Below are 17,780 nucleotides of genomic sequence, written 5' to 3' on the forward strand. Positions count from 1 at the left end.
AGGTAAGATTCCTGGTTTGGAGCGCGGCATTTTTGCCGTGCTCGCTCCGCAAAGACTACCTTCACAAAACTACAACGACAATCAGCAAAAACCATGTCATGATTGTCATTGAGGATTTGCAGGTGAAAAAACTGTCAAAGTTAGCTACGGGTACGGTTGATCAACCCGGACGCAGCGACAGGGCGAAATCAGGTTTAAACTGTTCGATACTGGAGCAGGGCTGGTATGAAATGCGCCGTCATTAGAAATGATCTGTTGCATAGCCTGAAGTTGGATTTTTAATGCGTTGGCTTTCTTCTGACATTTAATCACCTATTATTATATACCCTTCATCTTTCAAGTTGCTGCTTTGTTGGCTGCTTTCACTTACCCCAGTCACATCGTTATCTATGCTCCAGGGGATGCGTTCACTTGCCGACGCGCTGCAACCTGAAATCTATTGGGTATAAAGAGTGATGAGTGGGAGAAAGTAGATATTTTTTGAACATTAAAAATAGGAGTAAGTGTTATTGATATCTGTCAAGGAAATGAGTTTAATTTGATTTTAACATTTTATAGGTAATGTTTAATTAGGAATTGATTTAATTATTACAATATATTGTTGTTAAGTTATTAAATGTGTAATAAATGAATGTGTTTAGGCTGATTTTTGTTTTTTTATTTATGATATTGAATTCGAAAAAATTCTGTCAAAACAGGCAGAACCCTGATATTGCAGCTCTGCCTGGAAAGAGTGGTGTCTGATAGAGGTTGTCTTTTAGCTTTGAATAAACGTCAGCCTCATTCTACCAAGGAAATGCTACGCCAAATTTATATTGTAACAATACTGTATTCGGTGTAGATATTTAGCAGTTTATAGATTTATCTTAAGAAGCCAACAGTGTTGCGTTGTAGATATAATTGTATCCACCAGGAGAGACTACTGATGAAGAAGTTATATTTACACGTTTGTTGCTACTGCAAGCGTTCAGAAGAAGCTGATACAGCGCTGCACCTCTGTAGTCCTGAGCATTCCACCATAAGAGGTAGTTAAATTTGCCGTTAGGGAATTGCATAGTAACAGTAATCTGCAATTGGTTTTGATCAGGTGCAGCTTGAACTGAACTTACTGTACCGACTGCGAAATAGTAATTAGGAGCCTGAGTAGTTTCGGTTTTAGTTTCTGTTGCTACTTCGTTGTTTGAAGAAGGATGTGCATAGTTCATTGTATTAATCCTATAATTTAATGTAGTTGAAAAAATAAATTTTTATTACTTAAAGATGCGAAGCAATAAGTTGTCCGCCGAAGAAATATAAGATAATTGGTAATTGTAATCTATATTAAAAGTTTATCTGTGTTATATAATTATTGATGCTGTTAAAATGTTGTCAATAATATATTTCCTCTAAATGGTTAGATATGTGATAATAAATGCATGGCGGTGATTAAAAAATAACGTTGATATTTGTTGCTGATTATCTGAATGGGGAAATTAATAATTAATTCCCATGAGCGTTATTATTTCAGGGCATTATTGTTAATAAATTATAGAGTTGAATGTCGTATAGGGGTTGGAGTGCACTCGTAGTACGTGAGAAATTATTTTCTTTTTTCTTCTTCATTTCTATTTCTTAGAGGATATTTTGTTCAAATATTAGTAAATTAGGTACTTATATAATTATAAATTTGGTGATTAATAGTTATGGTACGTTACATAGATAATAATATCAAATAAAACAACTTGATTCTTTAATAGATCATTAAAGTTATTCTTTCATTGTGAAATATTAACGATGTATAAAATGGGAATATTATTTCATCTTATTTTTGAAAATTGAATTGATAGTATGTGTTATGTTATAGACAATTTTGGATGAATAATTATCTTTTGATGAAAATTAATTCCCAGGTGGTATATGAGGGGGATATTGATTAAATATATAGTTAGGTAAATTAATTTATAAATTTCCTTTTGTTATTTTTATAGGTTTCTATTTTTAAATAACATTGAATAGAATATTGACGGGCAGAACGTTGAGATTATGTTCTGCCCTAAATCTGGTAGGATACATCTTTATGACAATCAGCTTTATTCTACCAGAAAAATGTTGCGCCTAATTCCTGTTTACAACCGTACTGTATTTTACGACCAATCAAATCGCTTAAAATCAGATTAAGTTTTTATTAGGAATCTATTATTTGGCACAGACATTTAACAACGGATGATTATTTTACATAGATAATTCTACGTAATTGATATAATCACGATCGAGAGGTCCTACTTTTCCTACGGTTCCTATTTTTACATCTTTCTTAGCACAAAGAGCTTCCATCAGAATCTTATAAATAGCCATGCCTCTATTGTCCATAAGATTCCATTTTAAAAGCATCTCTTCAGAGCCGCCATCAAGCAGTAATACAGTCACCATGACTTGCATGACATTATCAGGCATAACTTTCATGCTAATGACTTTACAGCTACGTAAGAGCATATCATTCATCATATCTTTATCTTTTACTAAAGAAGGGTGCATATCGTTAATCATCATAATAAACTCCATAATATATTTTAATTTATTGATAAATAAGCTTATATTCTCTCAAGAAAAGAACGGAAAACCACTAGCTTGAGAAATATAAGATGGTTGGTACTTCTACTATAAAAGCAATCTGCATAAGAAATATTTTTTGCACTAAAAATATAGGACAGTTGGCATTTTTAATTGGCATATAACATTTTGTCTGACACATATAACTATAGGTGCCATTTGGATGTTGTCAATTAAATTTAAGAAAATAATTTAATTAATTGATAAATATAATTATATTTCCCAAAAAGAAAATAAACTGTAAATGTGAAGTAGTTGTAATTTATTACATTTTTTATAATTAGATGGAATTAAGGTATTTTTGATAATATATTTATATTGGAATGATTAGTGTGATAATTAAAATGAAATTGCATTTTTAACTGTGTAAAATAATATTTTTTATTTTCTTAAAATTTATATAATTATCAATATGAATGAGTTGTTATGTATCTTTTCTTATAAAAAAGACCTTTCTATGATAATTGTTTTTCTATTCTTTAAATAACTTATTAGAATATAAAATAGAGTTGTTAGTGATTATTTTAATATAAGCATCAACTATGTCGGAGAGATATGCATATTAATTAATGTTGTTAATAACAGAAATGTTCATTTAACACATCAGGAATATATATCTGAGAATAAGAATAATATTAATCAGGAAGTGTAAATACTTTGTGGGATCATGCGGGGGTAAGCTGTGAAGCGGTTCCATGTAATTATGCGGTTGCTGCCCGCTGAAGAGAGCAGCAACCAGGAATTGATTATGCAAATAGTGAGTAAAGAACAGCAGAGATAGCAACTAAGCCCATGAAGGCAACAAAAGTATTGCTTAGTTTGCCGCTATATTTGCGCATAGCAGGAACTTTACGGATTGCATACATTGGCATGATGAACAGCAGCATTGCGATAATTGGACCGCCCAATCTTTCGATCATTTCCAGGATACTTGGGTTCAGAGTTGCGACTATCCAAGTAGTGACTAACATGAAAATGGATGTGATGCGATTCAGTTTATTCGGTTCAATGGTTTTACCTTGGTCACGTAGTGTCTTAACCACCATACCGTTAAAGCCTTCACGAGCACCCAGATAATGCCCAAGGAAAGATTTGGTAATCGCTATGAATGCAATGAACGGAGCAATGTAGGCAATCACCGGTGTATTAAAGTGATTAGCCAAATAAGACAGAATAGAGATGTTTTGTGCTTTAGCTTCTGCCAGGTTTTCTGGAGACAGACTCAGTACGCAACTGAATACGAAGAACATGACGGTCACAACCATCATGATGTGAGCATACGATAGAATGCGGGAACATTTTTTCTCTGCATTTTCGCCGTACTCTTCACGTTTTGCCACAGCAAATGCAGAGATGATTGGCGAGTGGTTAAAGGAGAATACCATTACTGGGATCGCCAGCCACAGAGTAATCAATAGCCCATGGCCTGCACCTGTTGCAGAAATAGTGATGTTTTCGAAGATTGCGGTGTTCCAGTTAGGGATCAGATAAAACGCCAGTAACATCAGAACCGCAACAAATGGGAATACCAGTACGCTCATCGCCTTAACGATAGCTTGTTCGCCGAAACGAACGATGGCCATTACACCAACAATTAGGATCAGAGCTAATAGGGCACGAGGCGGAGATGGCAAATGTAATTGGTGAACAATAAAGCTATCTACGGTGTTGGTAATAGCAACACTGTAAACCAGTAGTATCGGGTAGATGGCGAAGAAGTAGAGCAGGGTGATGAGTTTACCTGCCAGGCTGCCAAAGTGCTCTTCTACTACTTCAGTAATATCTTCACCTGGATTTTTACCGGACAAAACGAAACGGCACATCCCACGGTGAGCAAAGAATGTCATTGGGAAAGCCAGTAGTGCCATCACCAGCAGAGGTAGCAAGCCACCAATACCTGCGTTGATTGGTAAGAACAGTACACCGGCACCAATCGCAGTACCATATAAACCAAGCATCCATACTGTATCTGATTTACGCCAGGTTTTATAATCGCTTGGGCTGACAGCCTTGGATGCGATCGTACCTGTTTGAGTCATATCCATAATTATCTCCGAGAATAACGCGGTAAATTAAAAAAATAAAATTACAGTACCGCAAGCATTCAGTAAATGCATGTGGTTTAACTCTTTCTGTATAAATAATAAATTCTTTAAATATCTCTGGTTTTTATTTAAACGTTTTTATTACCACATTAACATATTGGTCGAAAATTAGACTTTAAATTAGCAAGCCAAAATTTTCGCTTTACTTTCTTTTTTGAAAGAAAGTCTGGAAATTTTAATTCCAGATTTTTGATAGCAGCAAGATAGCGATTTTTAGTGAATAGTACCGTGATCATAGTCTCAAATGCCAGATAAATCCCGTAAAGTCATTATGTTACGATATTTAGTGTAATTGTTGCCTAAATATTGCAATTTTAATAAGGTCAAATTATAACCTGAATTGAACCATTACTCAACTCTCATTATTCTCTTATGTTTTTGTTATTTCATTGTCTTTTGTTTACATATTAATGAATGGAAATGAAAAATAGAAGTTAGAGTTAATAAATTGATAAATATCAATTTGTTACTGGATATAAAAATATTTACATCTTATGCTATATTTGTATCTTTGTGAAAAATATATATAAAGCCAGAATAATAGATTGGTAGCGTCAATGATATGAGTGAGATATGAGCTATGTATTCTTCGATCAAATATTAATAATTCCTGCCGTTGTATATCTATTTACATAGTGGTTTAGTGTAGTTTTCTTGACTGATGAGAAGCTTTGAATTGGATTTTAAGAATAGATAAATGTTAAATATGGTCCAGAATATTATTCTATTGTTTAACTAGTGTTCATTTTTGAGGGTAAAATTAACCAATGACTTCTGATAAAAAGATCTTGATTGAAGTAGAGTTTACTCGTCTGGAATAATTAATTTGCATCTGTGTTGCTGATTAAAAATACAATTATGCGTCAATATTAGCATGTTAGTGAGCTCAAGTTGGTAGTATGCATTAATTTTTTATCCAGCCTTTACGGATAGGAAAAGCGCAGCAGCGTTGATACAGATTATTCAATATTTTTTGTAAATTTTCACCAAATAAGAACCATATCATTTGTGTGAAAGCGCATGCCATCAGACTGACGAGAAATGCTCCAACCATATCCATCGGCCAGTGGACACCTAAATAGACTCTGGACCATGCGACAGCCAACGCGATTGCCATCATACACAAGCTTGGCCAAGCCCTATACCAGAGTAGAAAAGATAGAGCGAACGTGAAGACAGCTGTGCCGTGATTACTTGGGAATGAGGTTGTTGGAGCGTGAAGAAGAAAGTTATAACCAAAGCCTTCTGCGAAAGGGCGGTCGTGAGGGCAGAATAAACCAATACAGAATGAGGTTAGCATAGCAAAACAAAAAGAAATGGTGGTTTTACTGACGATAACCCGGTGATGGGGAAGGGCACGTTCTGAACCCCATAACCAAAAACCTGCCAATATCAGAGGAAAAATTAGAGCCAGATATTTCGCAATGAAAATCGCCATTGCAATCATCAAAGGTGATGATTCAGGCGTGGCATTGAAAAAAGTAAATAGATTATGGTTTATTTGCTCTAACAAATCGGGCCTCACATACAGTCAGTTACTTGTGTACATAACGACAATTGGGCGTAAAAGATTAAAGTTGGAAGAAGTATGAGTAAAGAATAATTGTCATAATTATTTGGTATTATTTATTTTTTGTTTATATTTACACCGGAAAAATGTTGGGTGGTGATAGTAAAAAAAACGGACAATATATTGATATATATAGAAATATATCCAAATTGGCTGCATAATATTACTGATGCTTAAGAGTTTGGATCATCTGAGAAATGGGTTATGCGTTTGCGAAAGTCAGATTCTTCAGGCAATAAAAAAACCCGATAGTCTTAAACCAAAATGGATGAACTATCGGGTTCCTCAATATGGGGATATCAAAGAAAAGCAGTGGCATTAACTCAGACTACGATTTGGCAAGAAAGTTCTTCGTGATAAGAAAAAAATACAGATTTTTTTCAGTTTGATGAAAATAACATTTTTTGTGCAAATCAGACGAGGCCGAGTCAGCTGTTATCAATAATCAATGGCTGTTTTTACAGCGACAAAGTAAAGTGTGAAGTTCGATTATTGTAACAAATGGTGCTCTTTTACGTATGCTTCGAAATCTGTGCAGCCACCAATATGTTTTTCATCAACGAAAATCTGTGGGACAGTTTCTACTGGTTTACCAACAGTTTTTTCTAGATCAGCCTTAGTGATACCTTCTGCGTGAATATCAACATAATTGAAATCAAAATCATCACGTTGTTCTTTCAGTCTTTCAGCTAGCTCTTGCGCGCGGACACAATACGGGCAGCCAGGACGGCCGAAAATCACAGTAAACATATAAACTCCTTTTGGTTATATAAAAAGAATCTTAATTGATGTGTTGCTCATGTTCATTGATAGCTACTATGCCTGCATAGATCTGTAAAAAAAAGCAGGAATTGCCTTTTGTTTTAATTAATCATACCGATTTTAGCAATAGATTTACGGTAGTATAATACCGCATTAAAATTGTCAGTGAGAATGTAATGAAGAATGCGACCGGGTAGTATGAGTTCGTTGGCAGATATGTCAAAACAGGTTATCCTGCTGGAGATCATTGGCATTGACTGGTTGTTCCTGGCATATTTGACTATGAATGATATTGTCCTTAACAGATCTACTAATGACTCCAGAAGCGCATATTGTTATGATTTTTGCAGGTGTTGGTTGTCTGATTCCTGCTGCGGTCAATATCATTTGACGCGCAGTGTATGGCCTCTTTTTTCTGGGAATCGATCCTAAAAAAAGAGAGTAAAAATAAGTCGAAAGGTATCGATAACGGTAAAGAAAAATAATTTATCAGTTATTGGTGATAGCGCGATAAAGAATTATTTCGTAAGCTATAGCGCTTTTTCATTTTCCGTTGTATGGGGTTGTTAGATGGGTTCACTTGTCATTCCTGACTTACCAGTGTTGCGTGAGTGGTTGGATCAGCTCAAAATTTCCTACTTTGAGTGTGATTCGTGCCAGGCATTGCATCTACCTCATATGCAGAATATTGATGGTTTATTCGATGCTAAAATTGATTTGCTCGATAACGTCATCTTGTTCTCTGCTTTGGCTGAGGTTAAGCCAACAGCAATTATTCCTCTGATGGCTAACCTAAGCCAGATCAACGCAAGTTCGCTGACTATTAAGGCTTTTCTTGATATTCAGGATGAAAACTTACCGAAATTGGTAGTATGCCAGTCTTTCTTGGTTTCAGCCGGACTCACCTTTTCCCAGTTTTCTCATTTCTTACAACAAAGCGAAGAGCAAATTGCGGGTGTGGTTTTTGAAATTCACAGTAATAATCTGTTGTATGTTAGTCGTGATATCGAAGTTGAAGGTGACATTGAAGAGGACGAAGAGTCACAGGTTTCGGCTAAAGAACCCACTTTTACTCTGCACTAATATTCCAAACGCGGTTATTCAATAATGCAATGTGCACAGTATTCTTCGGGGCATTGTCACTCCTGTCAGTGGCTTGAGAAAACCTATTCTCAGCAGTTAGAAGATAAACAGCAGAATTTAAAACAATTATTGGCCCAAACTACCGTTGGTCAATGGTTGTCTCCGATTGCCAGTGAACAAAGTACCTTTCGCAATAAAGCTAAAATGGTCGTCAGTGGCAGCGTAGAGCGTCCATTGCTGGGAATGTTACATCGTGATGGTATCGCAGTTGATCTGTGCAACTGCCCCCTTTATCCACCGTATTTTCAGCGTGTATTCGATGTTGTTAAATCTTTCATTGCCAGTGCTGGGTTGACGCCGTATAACGTTGCCCGTAAACGGGGTGAACTGAAATATCTGTTGCTGACAGAAAGCCGTAATAGTGGTGAAATGATGCTGCGTTTTGTACTGCGTTCTGAAACAAAAATTGTTCAATTGGAACGTGCTTTGCCCCAATTGAGAGCGCAGTTGCCACAGCTTACGGTTATCTCTGCTAATATTCAGCCAATCCATATGGCGATTTTGGAAGGTGAAAAGGAGATCCTTTTTACTGAGGAAAAAGTACTAAAAGAAGAATTTAATGGTATTCCTCTTTACATTCGGCCACATAGTTTTTTCCAGACTAACCCAAAAATTGCTTCTGAATTATATGCGACAGCAGGGCGTTGGGTCCGTGAGCTAAAAATTAACAGCATGTGGGATCTGTTTTGTGGCGTTGGTGGCTTTGGGCTTCATTGTGCAGATAAAAACACCCGTTTAACTGGAATAGAAATCAGTCCTGAAGCGATTGATTGTGCTCGTGATTCGGCCAAAACACTGGGTTTGGAAAATATCGAGTTTCAGGCTTTGGATTCAACACATTTTGCGGTAGCAAAAGATCAGATTCCGGAGCTGGTTCTGGTAAATCCACCTCGTCGGGGAATTGGTAAAGAGCTATGTGATTATCTCAGCAAAATGGCACCTGGCTATATTCTTTATTCAAGCTGCAATGCTCAGACGATGGCGAAAGATATCGCTGCGTTAGCTAATTATCGTGTAGAAAAGATACAGTTGTTTGATATGTTCCCTCATACTGAGCACTATGAAGTTTTAACGTTATTGGTATTAAATCGTTGCTGATTTTGTATTGTGAAGAAAGGGATGAGGCGGTAGAAATGCTCCATCCCGTGATAGCCAAACATTTAATTTCGGTGCTCAAAAGCCAGTGCACGGCGCTCAATCATCCTCATTAGTAAGGTCAAGATACCGTTAACACACAGGTAAATCACACCAGCGGCAACAAAAGCCATTGCATCATAATTACGGCCAAACAAAAGCTGGCTGTATCCCATTACTTCCAATAAAGTAATTGTGCTGGCAAGAGAAGTACTTTTGAAAATTAATACGACTTCGTTGGAATAGGAAGACAACGCTCGTTTGAAGGCATATGGCAGCAGGATCTGCATAGATTGTGCTTTAGACATTCCCAACGCTTGGCAGGAGTGCCACTGACCGGCAGGGATTGCTTTTACTGCACCGTAAAATAGCTGAGTAGAATAGGCTGCACTGTTAAGCGCTAGCGTTACCATTGCACAGAACCAAGGTTCAGACAGCAGCTGCCAAAATAACGGATACGCTTTTATGGATGGAAATTGCCCTGGGCCGTAATAAACCAGAAAGAATTGCACTAGCAAAGGAGTGCCGGTAAATAGAGTAATGTAGATTTTTACCAGTTGTGTCAGTACTGGCAATTTCATGGTCAGAACCATAGTGAACAGCACGGATAGAGTGAAAGCGACAAAAAGAGCTGCAATAGTTAAACTCAGGCTGATTTGCAGCCCTGGTAAAATTTGTTGAATATATTCAAGCATCAGGAAGCACTCCGATCAAAGCGAGTGGTATGCATCTCAATTTTCTTCAGAATCAATTGACTGATCAGGGTGATAGCCAGATAGATAAGCGCCACAATCATATACCAGGTAAAGGGTTCTTGAGTACGTGTTGCAATACTTTTGGTTTGCAACATCAGATCATTGACGCTGATAAGCGATACCAACGCAGTATCTTTCAGCAAAACTAACCACTGATTGCTAAGCCCGGGTAGAGCATGTCGCCACATTTGGGGCATTATCAGGCGGAAAAATATTTCAGCGCGACCAAGACCCAATGCGAGACCGGCTTCCCATTGGCCGATAGGAATTGCTTTTATCGCACCTCTCAGTGTCTGGGATGCATAAGCTGAATAGAGCAGGGAAAGTGCAATAACACCACAGAGGAATGGGCTGACATAAAAATCTTGAATATCTATCTGAATTCTGGGATGCCAGAAAATAAGATAGACATCAAAGCCATCAGCCAACATCATCAGGAATTGTGATGCACCGAAGTAGACGAACAGCACAACCAAAATTTCCGGTAATCCTCTGAACAGCGTAACCCAGCAGGTGCCAAGCATGGCAAAGGGTTTCCAGCGAGCTGATTCCCAGGCAGCAAAGATCATTGCCAGAATCAGACCAAGCACTAATGCAGAAATGGCAAGGCCGACGGTGATACCGGCGGCGCTGACTAAAGATTGAAATTCATTAGATTGAAATTCATTCATTGAGATTCAGTTATTATTCAAACCATTTTTTATAGATGATGTCATAAGTGCCATCTTGTTTGATGTCAGTTAATGCTTTGTTCAGCTTATCCTGTAGCTCTTTGTTACCTTTGCGAACCGCAAAGCCTAAGCCGATGCCAAAGTAATTTGGATCAGTGACTTTATTACCCACTGTACCTAAGTTTTCATTCTTTTTCAGCCACTCGTTTACAACGGCAGTGTCACCAAAGACAGCATCTAGGCGACCGCTTTTCAGATCCAGAATGGCATTCTGATAGCTGTCATAGGGAACGGTTTTAATTTCTTGCCGTTGTTCCATCAAGTATTTCTGGTGAGTTGTACCGTTCTGGATACCCACTTGTTTTCCTTTCAAGTCCGCGATACTGGAAATTTTGCCTTTAACTGCAATGAATGTCGCTGAGTTGTCGTAGTAAGTATCAGTAAAATCAACCTGCTTTTGACGCTCAGGTGTGATGTCTATACCTGCCGCTAAAGCATCAAAACGACGAAATTTCAGGCTTGGAATTAGACTATCAAATGATTGGTTAGTGAAAGTGCATGCCGCATTAATTTTCGTACAGAGGGCATTTGCCAGATCTATGTCAAAACCTTGTATTTTGTTGTTTGCATCAATGAACTCAAACGGGGGATAAGTCGCTTCCGTAGCAAAACGAATGGTCTCTTTTTCCGTGGCGGTTGCAGATAAAGTCACTGTACCGAAGAGGGTGGCAAAAAGTAATTTTTTCATCGCTATATCCTATTAATAGTTAGTGTGACAGATAATTAGCAAAGGCTTTGGTTTGTGGTTGAGTAAAATGACGGGTATCACCTTGTTCTATAATGCGGCCATTTTCCATATATACGACACGGTTTGCGGCTTTACGGGCAATTTCCACTTCGTGAGTAACGATAATCTGTGTGATACCTGTTTCGGACAGTTCATGAATAATGTTCACAACCTGTGCTGTAATTTCCGGATCTAGTGCGGCAGTGGGTTCATCAAATAACAAAACCTGGGGTTCCATCATCAATGCTCGGGCAATAGCGACCCGTTGTTGTTGCCCTCCGGATAAATGTTGTGGGAAGCGGTCAGCAAAATCATTTAAGCGCAAGCGGGAAAGTATCTTATCTGCTTTTGCCCGCGCCTGTTGTTTGGATAAACCGAGCACACGGCAAGGCGCTTCGATTAGATTATTCATAACAGTCAGGTGTGGCCACAAGTTATATTGCTGAAAAACCATACCTACATTCTGACGTAGAGAACGAATCTCTTTTGGTCCCGGTGGTTGTTCAAAGTCGAATTGATGATTAGCGATATTCAATTGACCGGAACGCGGTATTTCCAGCAAGTTTAATACTCGCAATAAGGTGCTTTTACCCGCGCCACTCGGTCCCAGCAAAACCACGGTTTCCCCTGAAGAACACTCAAGATTAACGTCAAACAGTGCTTGATGCGCACCGTAATAGCAATCAATGCTTTTTAATTGAATACTCATGCTTTATTTCTGAATAGTCAGTGATTTAGTGTGATGCTAAACCCGTTGGCATAATTATGCAATATTTTATACAGATAATATGACTAATTGATATTTCAATTACATATCTGATTAACTGGTTCTATTCGCTATTGACACTATTCTTTAACAAGAGCTTATTTATGCTGATTTCATACTGAGGAGATTGAGTAAGACGCCAATTGATAAGCAATTAAGATGAATAATTATTGCTTCCTACCGATGGCGATCAAGTCCCCAAATCGTAATTTATGACATCAAATATTATTGTGGCTGAAATTCTGGTTAAGTAAAGAATGCTATCAGTAAAGGAGCCAGTAAGCTCAATACAAAACCGTGAACAATAGCTGCTGGAACGATACTAACACCACCACACCGTTGTAATACTGGTAGGGTGAAATCCATAGAAGTCGCGCCACTTAATCCTACTGCGCTTGAGCGGTATCGATTGACCAAGGCTGGAATTAGCATAATCGCTGCCAGTTCACGTGCCAGGTCGTTAAAGAATGCGGCACTGCCGATTACTGGTCCATAAGCATCAGAAAGCAAGATACCAGAGAGGGAATACCAGCCATAACCGGAAGCAAGTGCTAAACCTGTTTTCACTGGCAGTCCAAGGATAAATGCTGCAATTGCACCACCAGCAAGCGCACTGATCGCGACAATAATCGCAATAATCATACCTCGGCGGTTCAGCAATATTTGTTTCAGGTTCATACCGCTGTTACGTAATTGAATACCTACCAGTAACAGCAAAATAACCAGAGCAATTTCACTGGCACGACTGGCGAAATGCAGCCACGACCAGCCGGTTAGTCCAAGTAGGAAACCTAAAATCAGAACGCCACATAATTTCAGTGATTCAAAAACCATATGTAAACGGGCAGGGGGCTTTTCCTGTTTGTGCGGACCGGCAATCCATGGATCTCGTTTTTCAAGAAGGAATAATGCCAGCATATTGGCGGCAAAAATACACAAGAAGAATACAGTTGCATACTGAAAAATAGAGAAGAGGTTACGGCCTAAATCTTCTAGCAAAGCAAGGCTTACCCCCATTAAAAACAAAATAACGTATACCATTGCATTGAGGAGGCGATGAACAGCATTTAGCAGTGTTTGATTATTCGAACGGAAAAAATAACCAAGCGTTAACGGTAAAAGAATGATCAACAGCCCAGAATACATAATTAACATCCTTATAAAACAGTTAACGTCTTTTTATCCAAGTTTAGTGCGAAAATTAACCTGAAAAACCACAAAAATAAATATAACAATTTTTTTACACTAAGAGAATAGTCAGGGTAGAGAGAAGCAGGTTGTTGCTCAAAGAATTTTTTATTCTTAATGTTGGTGTGTTATTAATAACTTTCAGTGGGTATAAAACTCAAACGGAGTTGCATCTATCTGGGATGAGTGGAAATTTCTGTTTTTCGTGGTATTGCAGGAAACATTGTTTTTTGCCATTCCTTTTGTCCAATGATTAAAGTGATGATATTTAAATGAATTTTATTCTTTCGAAACGTCGATGGATGGTGTTGTTAGTTATTGTGGCAGTTATTGCATTGGTTTTGGCGTATTTTCTGCATAGGCCAGAAACGGTTAAATATCAGACTGTATCCGTCATTAAAGGCGATTTGCAAAAAAATGTATTAGCAACAGGTAAACTGGATGCGGTCAGAAAAGTGGATGTTGGAGCACAAGTTAGCGGACAGTTGCAGAACTTGTATGTTGAAGAGGGAGATAAGGTGACAAAAGGCCAGTTACTGGCGTTGATCGATCCCAAACCTGCCCAAAACCAAGTGAAAGAAGTTGAAGCGACGATCAAAGAACTAAATGCTAATTTGATGGAGGCCAAGGCGCAGTTGAAACTGGCACAGTTGACATTACAGCGTCAGAACAACTTGGCAAAAGTGCAGGCGGTATCTCATCAGGAATTGGACCAAGCTAAAACAGATGTTGAAGTGAAAAGAGCGAAGGTAGAAACGTTGCTGGCGCAAATAAGTAAAAATCAAGCCAGCCTTGATACTGCCCAAACTAATTTGCAATACACTCGTATTACTGCCCCGATGGATGGCATTGTTGTCAATATCAAAACACTTCAAGGGCAAACGGTAATCGCGGCACAGGAAGCGCCTACTATTCTGACACTAGCTGATCTGGGAACGATGTTGGTAAAAGCGGAAGTATCAGAGGCAGATGTGATTTACCTGAAACCGGGTCAGAAAGCCTCATTTACTGTATTAGGCGCACCAGATAAAAATTTTCCAGGAGTGTTGAAAGATGTTTTGCCGACGCCAGAAAAGATTAATGATGCAATTTTCTTTTATGCCCGCTTTGAAGTGGCTAATCCTGAGCAACTTTTGCGTTTGCAAATGACTGCTCAAGTGAAAATTCAGCTGGATTCCTATCATGGCATTTTAATGATCCCGCTTTCTGCTTTGGGTAGGCAAATTACATCAACCCGTTATGAAGTGGATGTTTTGAATGGGGGTAAAGAAGAGAAAAAGGAAGTAAACATTGGTGTACGCAATGATGTAGATGTACAGATTTTATCCGGCCTGAAAGAAAATGAGCAGGTGATTACTGGCCGCGGTGAAGCAGGGGATGAGTAATGAATGCGTTACTTGAGCTAAAAGGCATAGCACGCAGCTATCCTGCTGGCGAGGAACAGGTAAAAGTACTTGATAATGTTACTTTATCTATTTATGCCGGTGAGATGGTGGCAATTATCGGCGCTTCGGGATCAGGTAAATCGACACTGATGAATATTCTTGGTTGCCTTGATAAACCCAGTTATGGCGAATACCGGGTAGCAGGACAGAATATTGCTGAACTGAATAATGATGAACTAGCGGCACTGAGACGGGAACATTTTGGATTCATTTTTCAGCGCTATCATTTGCTGACCCATTTAACCGCAGAACAGAATGTAGAGATTCCTGCCGTTTATGCGGGAGCGGTTAAAACAGAGCGTAGGCAGAGAGCGATAGCATTGCTTAGTCGTCTAGGGCTAGAAGAGAGAATCAACTATCGGCCAGGGCAGCTCTCTGGGGGACAGCAGCAGAGAGTCAGTATTGCCAGAGCATTAATGAATGGTGGTCAGGTTATTTTAGCTGATGAGCCAACAGGGGCGTTGGATAGCCATTCCGGTGAAGAGGTGATGGCAATTCTCAAACAACTGTGTGAACAGGGGCATACCGTCATTATTGTCACTCATGATCCGAAAATTGCGGCTCAGGCACAGAGGGTTATTGAGATAAAAGATGGTCTTATTATGAGCGACTCTGGTCCGCAGCTGTGTAAAAAAGTAACTGAGGTCCCGTCAGTAACATCAAAAATATCATCAATCCGCCAAATCTTTGGGCGGTTTAACGAGGCTTTATTGATGGCATGGCGGGCGATGGTTGCTAACAAGATGCGAACTTTGTTGACCATGTTGGGGATTATTATTGGTATCGCATCTGTGGTGACTATTTTGGTCATCGGAGATGCGGCCAAGGCATTGGTGTTATCCGATATTAAAGAGATTGCAACGAATACCATTAGTGTTTATCCGGGAGAAGATTTTGGTAGTGACGATCCGGTCAGTAAGCAAGCGCTGAAAATAGCAGATGTCGACGCTATTAAAGTGCAGCCCTATATTTTGGCGGTTTCACCTGTGATTGAGGGGGGAATGCGTCTGCGTAAAGGAAACATTGATGTTGCGGCGAGAGTATCGGGGATTGGTGATGAATATTTTCAGGTTTATGCTCTGCGTTTTGCTCAGGGAATGAGTTTCACATCGGATATGGTACGCCGTCAGGGACAAGTTGTGGTTATTGATAAAAATACCCAGCGTAAGTTATTTCCTCACCAAAAAAATGTGATTGGAGAAGTCATCTTGATGGGTAATATGCCCGCTACTATTGTAGGGGTGATAGCTGAAAGAAAATCTGCATTTGGCGGTGATAGTTCATTACATGTCTGGTTGCCTTACAGCACAATGACCAGTCGCTTGATGAACCGCAATTACCTGGATTCTATTACCGTGAGAATAAAGGATGGTCATAACTCCAAAGATGCGGAACAGAAGATTGTTCAATTGCTGACTCTACGCCATGGAAAAAAGGATATTTTCACCTACAACACGGATATGCTGATAAAAACAGTGGAAAAAACCACCCGCACCTTACAACTATTCTTGACAATGGTGGCAGTAATTTCACTGATCGTTGGCGGGATTGGTGTTATGAATATTATGTTGGTTTCGGTGACAGAACGCACGAGAGAGATCGGTATCCGTATGGCAGTAGGGGCCAGGACCAGTGATGTCATGCAGCAATTTCTGATAGAAGCTATTTTGGTTTGTCTGGTTGGCGGTGTTTTAGGAATTGCACTTTCCTATACGATTGCATTTATTGCTCAATTAGCGCTACCTGGTTGGCGTTTTGTCTTCCAGCCCATTGCCTTACTTAGTGCTTTCGCCTGTTCTACCGCGATTGGGGTGATATTTGGGTTTCTGCCCGCCCGTAATGCTGCTCGCCTTGATCCAATAGAAGCTCTGGCAAGAGAATAAGTGAAAAAATGTTACGCCGCAGGCAATTGTCTGCGGCGTGTAAGGTAATACCTGGTTATAACTCATAGGCTAAGTTATTTATAGCCTTTGGGTTCGTTTTCAAGGGGAACAATAATGCTGGCATGATTTCCCTTTGGGCCTTGGTGAACGCTGAAATTCACCTTCTGGCCTGCTTTCAGCGTCCTGTAACCGTCCATCTGAATGGTTGAGTAATGAGCGAAGATATCTTCTCCGCCGCTTGCAGGACAAATAAACCCAAAGCCCTTAGCATTATTGAACCACTTAACAGTACCTGTCTCCATACTTCGACATCCCTCGTTTAATAATTTCGGTTGAGATGAGTCATTAATATAACAGTCGTAAACAATCACATGTAAACAGTTACATTATCTGTGTTTGTTCACAAAACATACTGTAGTAAAAATCAAATTCTCGTCAAGCACAGAACAAATGTCTGGTTGTTTTGAATGACTAAAGTTTGATATAGATAACGATATGAGTTTCGTTCATTCACTTTTATACCGAATTTTCATAGGGGAATAGTCTGTGGTAAAAGGAGTTAACCAGATAATGATAAGATAAATGGGAACATAATTTATTTGCTGGCAGTGGCTGGTATTAGAGATTAATCCTGTTGGGAAAATAATGAACGATTATCATAATAGTTTGAAAAGTAAGGAATCAGTTAAGGATGAACGACAGCAAAAATTGCAGCCGCCGTCAATGTATCAGGCCATTCTTAACAATGATGATTACACTCCGATGGAGTTTGTAGTTGACGTATTACGAAAGTTCTTTTCTTATGATATTGAACGGGCAACGCAATTAATGTTGGATGTCCATTATCAGGGAAAGGCTGTTTGTGGGGTTTATACTGCTGAGGTGGCAGAAACGAAAGCGGCTCAAGTAAATATGTATGCCAGGGAGCATCAGCATCCATTACTTTGTACGCTGGAAAAAATCTAACCAGTCATACTGATTT

At 39.0% G+C, this 17,780-nt stretch carries 16 protein-coding genes and 2 pseudogenes; 7 read left to right on the plus strand and 11 right to left on the minus strand.

What is annotated here, in order from left to right; genetic code table 11:
- Window positions 1–41: 41 nt before the first annotated feature.
- Window positions 42–239, plus strand: a pseudogene (locus C5469_RS05010) (RNA-guided endonuclease InsQ/TnpB family protein); the annotation flags it as partial.
- A gap of 627 nt (window positions 240–866) precedes the next feature.
- Here the strand turns inward: C5469_RS05010 and C5469_RS05015 are convergent.
- The 5 genes from C5469_RS05015 to C5469_RS05035 form a co-directional block, all read right to left on the minus strand.
- Entirely contained in the window at window positions 867–1,205 is a 339-nt protein-coding gene (locus C5469_RS05015) for a hypothetical protein (RefSeq protein ID WP_166303192.1), read from the minus strand.
- A 1,006-nt stretch (window positions 1,206–2,211) separates the two neighbouring features.
- Window positions 2,212–2,529 (minus strand): Cro/Cl family transcriptional regulator, encoded by a 318-nt coding sequence (locus C5469_RS05020; RefSeq protein ID WP_242689400.1) that lies wholly within the window; start codon window positions 2,527–2,529, stop codon window positions 2,212–2,214.
- 806 nt (window positions 2,530–3,335) lie between these two features.
- A complete protein-coding gene (locus C5469_RS05025) occupies window positions 3,336–4,634 on the minus strand; it encodes an HAAAP family serine/threonine permease (RefSeq protein ID WP_166303199.1) in 1,299 nt (432 codons plus the stop codon).
- 964 nt (window positions 4,635–5,598) lie between these two features.
- Window positions 5,599–6,207, minus strand: a complete 609-nt coding sequence (ybjG, locus tag C5469_RS05030) for an undecaprenyl-diphosphate phosphatase (protein ID WP_166303202.1) — start codon at window positions 6,205–6,207, stop codon at window positions 5,599–5,601.
- A 546-nt stretch (window positions 6,208–6,753) separates the two neighbouring features.
- Window positions 6,754–7,014, minus strand: coding sequence for a GrxA family glutaredoxin (locus tag C5469_RS05035; RefSeq protein ID WP_166303205.1), 261 nt, complete (start codon window positions 7,012–7,014; stop codon window positions 6,754–6,756).
- Between the two features lie 228 nt (window positions 7,015–7,242).
- Between C5469_RS05035 and C5469_RS23490 the strand changes: the two are divergent.
- The 3 genes and pseudogenes from C5469_RS23490 (at window position 7,243) to rlmC (ending at window position 9,267) form a co-directional block, all read left to right on the plus strand.
- A pseudogene (locus tag C5469_RS23490) lies at window positions 7,243–7,417 on the plus strand (DUF1418 family protein).
- Window positions 7,418–7,596: 179 nt separating this feature from the next.
- A complete protein-coding gene (locus tag C5469_RS05045; RefSeq protein ID WP_054480139.1) occupies window positions 7,597–8,109 on the plus strand; it encodes a type III secretion system chaperone family protein in 513 nt (170 codons plus the stop codon).
- Window positions 8,110–8,133: 24 nt separating this feature from the next.
- Window positions 8,134–9,267, plus strand: a complete 1,134-nt coding sequence (gene rlmC / locus C5469_RS05050; protein ID WP_166303207.1) for a 23S rRNA (uracil(747)-C(5))-methyltransferase RlmC — start codon at window positions 8,134–8,136, stop codon at window positions 9,265–9,267.
- Between the two features lie 62 nt (window positions 9,268–9,329).
- Here the strand turns inward: rlmC and artM are convergent, their stop codons facing one another.
- The 5 genes from artM to C5469_RS05075 all read right to left on the minus strand — a co-directional run bounded on the left by artM (window position 9,330) and on the right by C5469_RS05075 (window position 13,428).
- Window positions 9,330–9,998, minus strand: a complete 669-nt coding sequence (artM, locus tag C5469_RS05055; RefSeq protein ID WP_166303210.1) for an arginine ABC transporter permease ArtM — start codon at window positions 9,996–9,998, stop codon at window positions 9,330–9,332.
- On the minus strand, window positions 9,998–10,729 hold the full coding sequence (artQ, locus tag C5469_RS05060) for an arginine ABC transporter permease ArtQ (RefSeq protein WP_166303213.1): 732 nt from the start codon (window positions 10,727–10,729) through the stop codon (window positions 9,998–10,000). Before artQ ends, artM begins: the two co-directional genes overlap by 1 nt.
- A 13-nt stretch (window positions 10,730–10,742) precedes the next feature.
- Window positions 10,743–11,477 (minus strand): arginine ABC transporter substrate-binding protein, encoded by a 735-nt coding sequence (gene artJ, locus C5469_RS05065; RefSeq protein WP_166303216.1) that lies wholly within the window; start codon window positions 11,475–11,477, stop codon window positions 10,743–10,745.
- Window positions 11,478–11,496: 19 nt separating this feature from the next.
- On the minus strand, window positions 11,497–12,225 hold the full coding sequence (gene artP, locus C5469_RS05070) for an arginine ABC transporter ATP-binding protein ArtP (RefSeq protein WP_166303219.1): 729 nt from the start codon (window positions 12,223–12,225) through the stop codon (window positions 11,497–11,499).
- A 303-nt stretch (window positions 12,226–12,528) separates the two neighbouring features.
- Window positions 12,529–13,428 (minus strand): LysO family transporter, encoded by a 900-nt coding sequence (locus C5469_RS05075; protein ID WP_166303222.1) that lies wholly within the window; start codon window positions 13,426–13,428, stop codon window positions 12,529–12,531.
- Between the two features lie 314 nt (window positions 13,429–13,742).
- On the opposite strand from C5469_RS05075, the gene macA reads away from it, so the two are divergent.
- Window positions 13,743–14,855 (plus strand): macrolide transporter subunit MacA, encoded by a 1,113-nt coding sequence (gene macA / locus C5469_RS05080; RefSeq protein WP_166303225.1) that lies wholly within the window; start codon window positions 13,743–13,745, stop codon window positions 14,853–14,855.
- Entirely contained in the window at window positions 14,855–16,798 is a 1,944-nt protein-coding gene (gene macB / locus C5469_RS05085; RefSeq protein ID WP_166303228.1) for a macrolide ABC transporter ATP-binding protein/permease MacB, read from the plus strand. Before macA ends, macB begins: the two co-directional genes overlap by 1 nt.
- Before the next feature lie 74 nt (window positions 16,799–16,872).
- On the opposite strand, the gene cspD is transcribed toward macB, so the two are convergent.
- The gene (gene cspD / locus C5469_RS05090; protein ID WP_166303231.1) at window positions 16,873–17,100 is read right to left on the minus strand and encodes a cold shock-like protein CspD; all 228 of its coding nucleotides are present in this window, start codon (window positions 17,098–17,100) and stop codon (window positions 16,873–16,875) included.
- Between the two features lie 343 nt (window positions 17,101–17,443).
- Here cspD and clpS point away from each other — a divergent pair, with 343 nt between their 5' ends.
- Complete coding sequence (clpS, locus tag C5469_RS05095) at window positions 17,444–17,764, plus strand: ATP-dependent Clp protease adapter ClpS (protein ID WP_166303234.1); 321 nt, start codon at window positions 17,444–17,446, stop codon at window positions 17,762–17,764.
- Window positions 17,765–17,780: the final 16 nt, after the last annotated feature.

Source organism: Photorhabdus cinerea (genome assembly GCF_011189575.1).
Taxonomy (GTDB): domain Bacteria; phylum Pseudomonadota; class Gammaproteobacteria; order Enterobacterales; family Enterobacteriaceae; genus Photorhabdus; species Photorhabdus cinerea.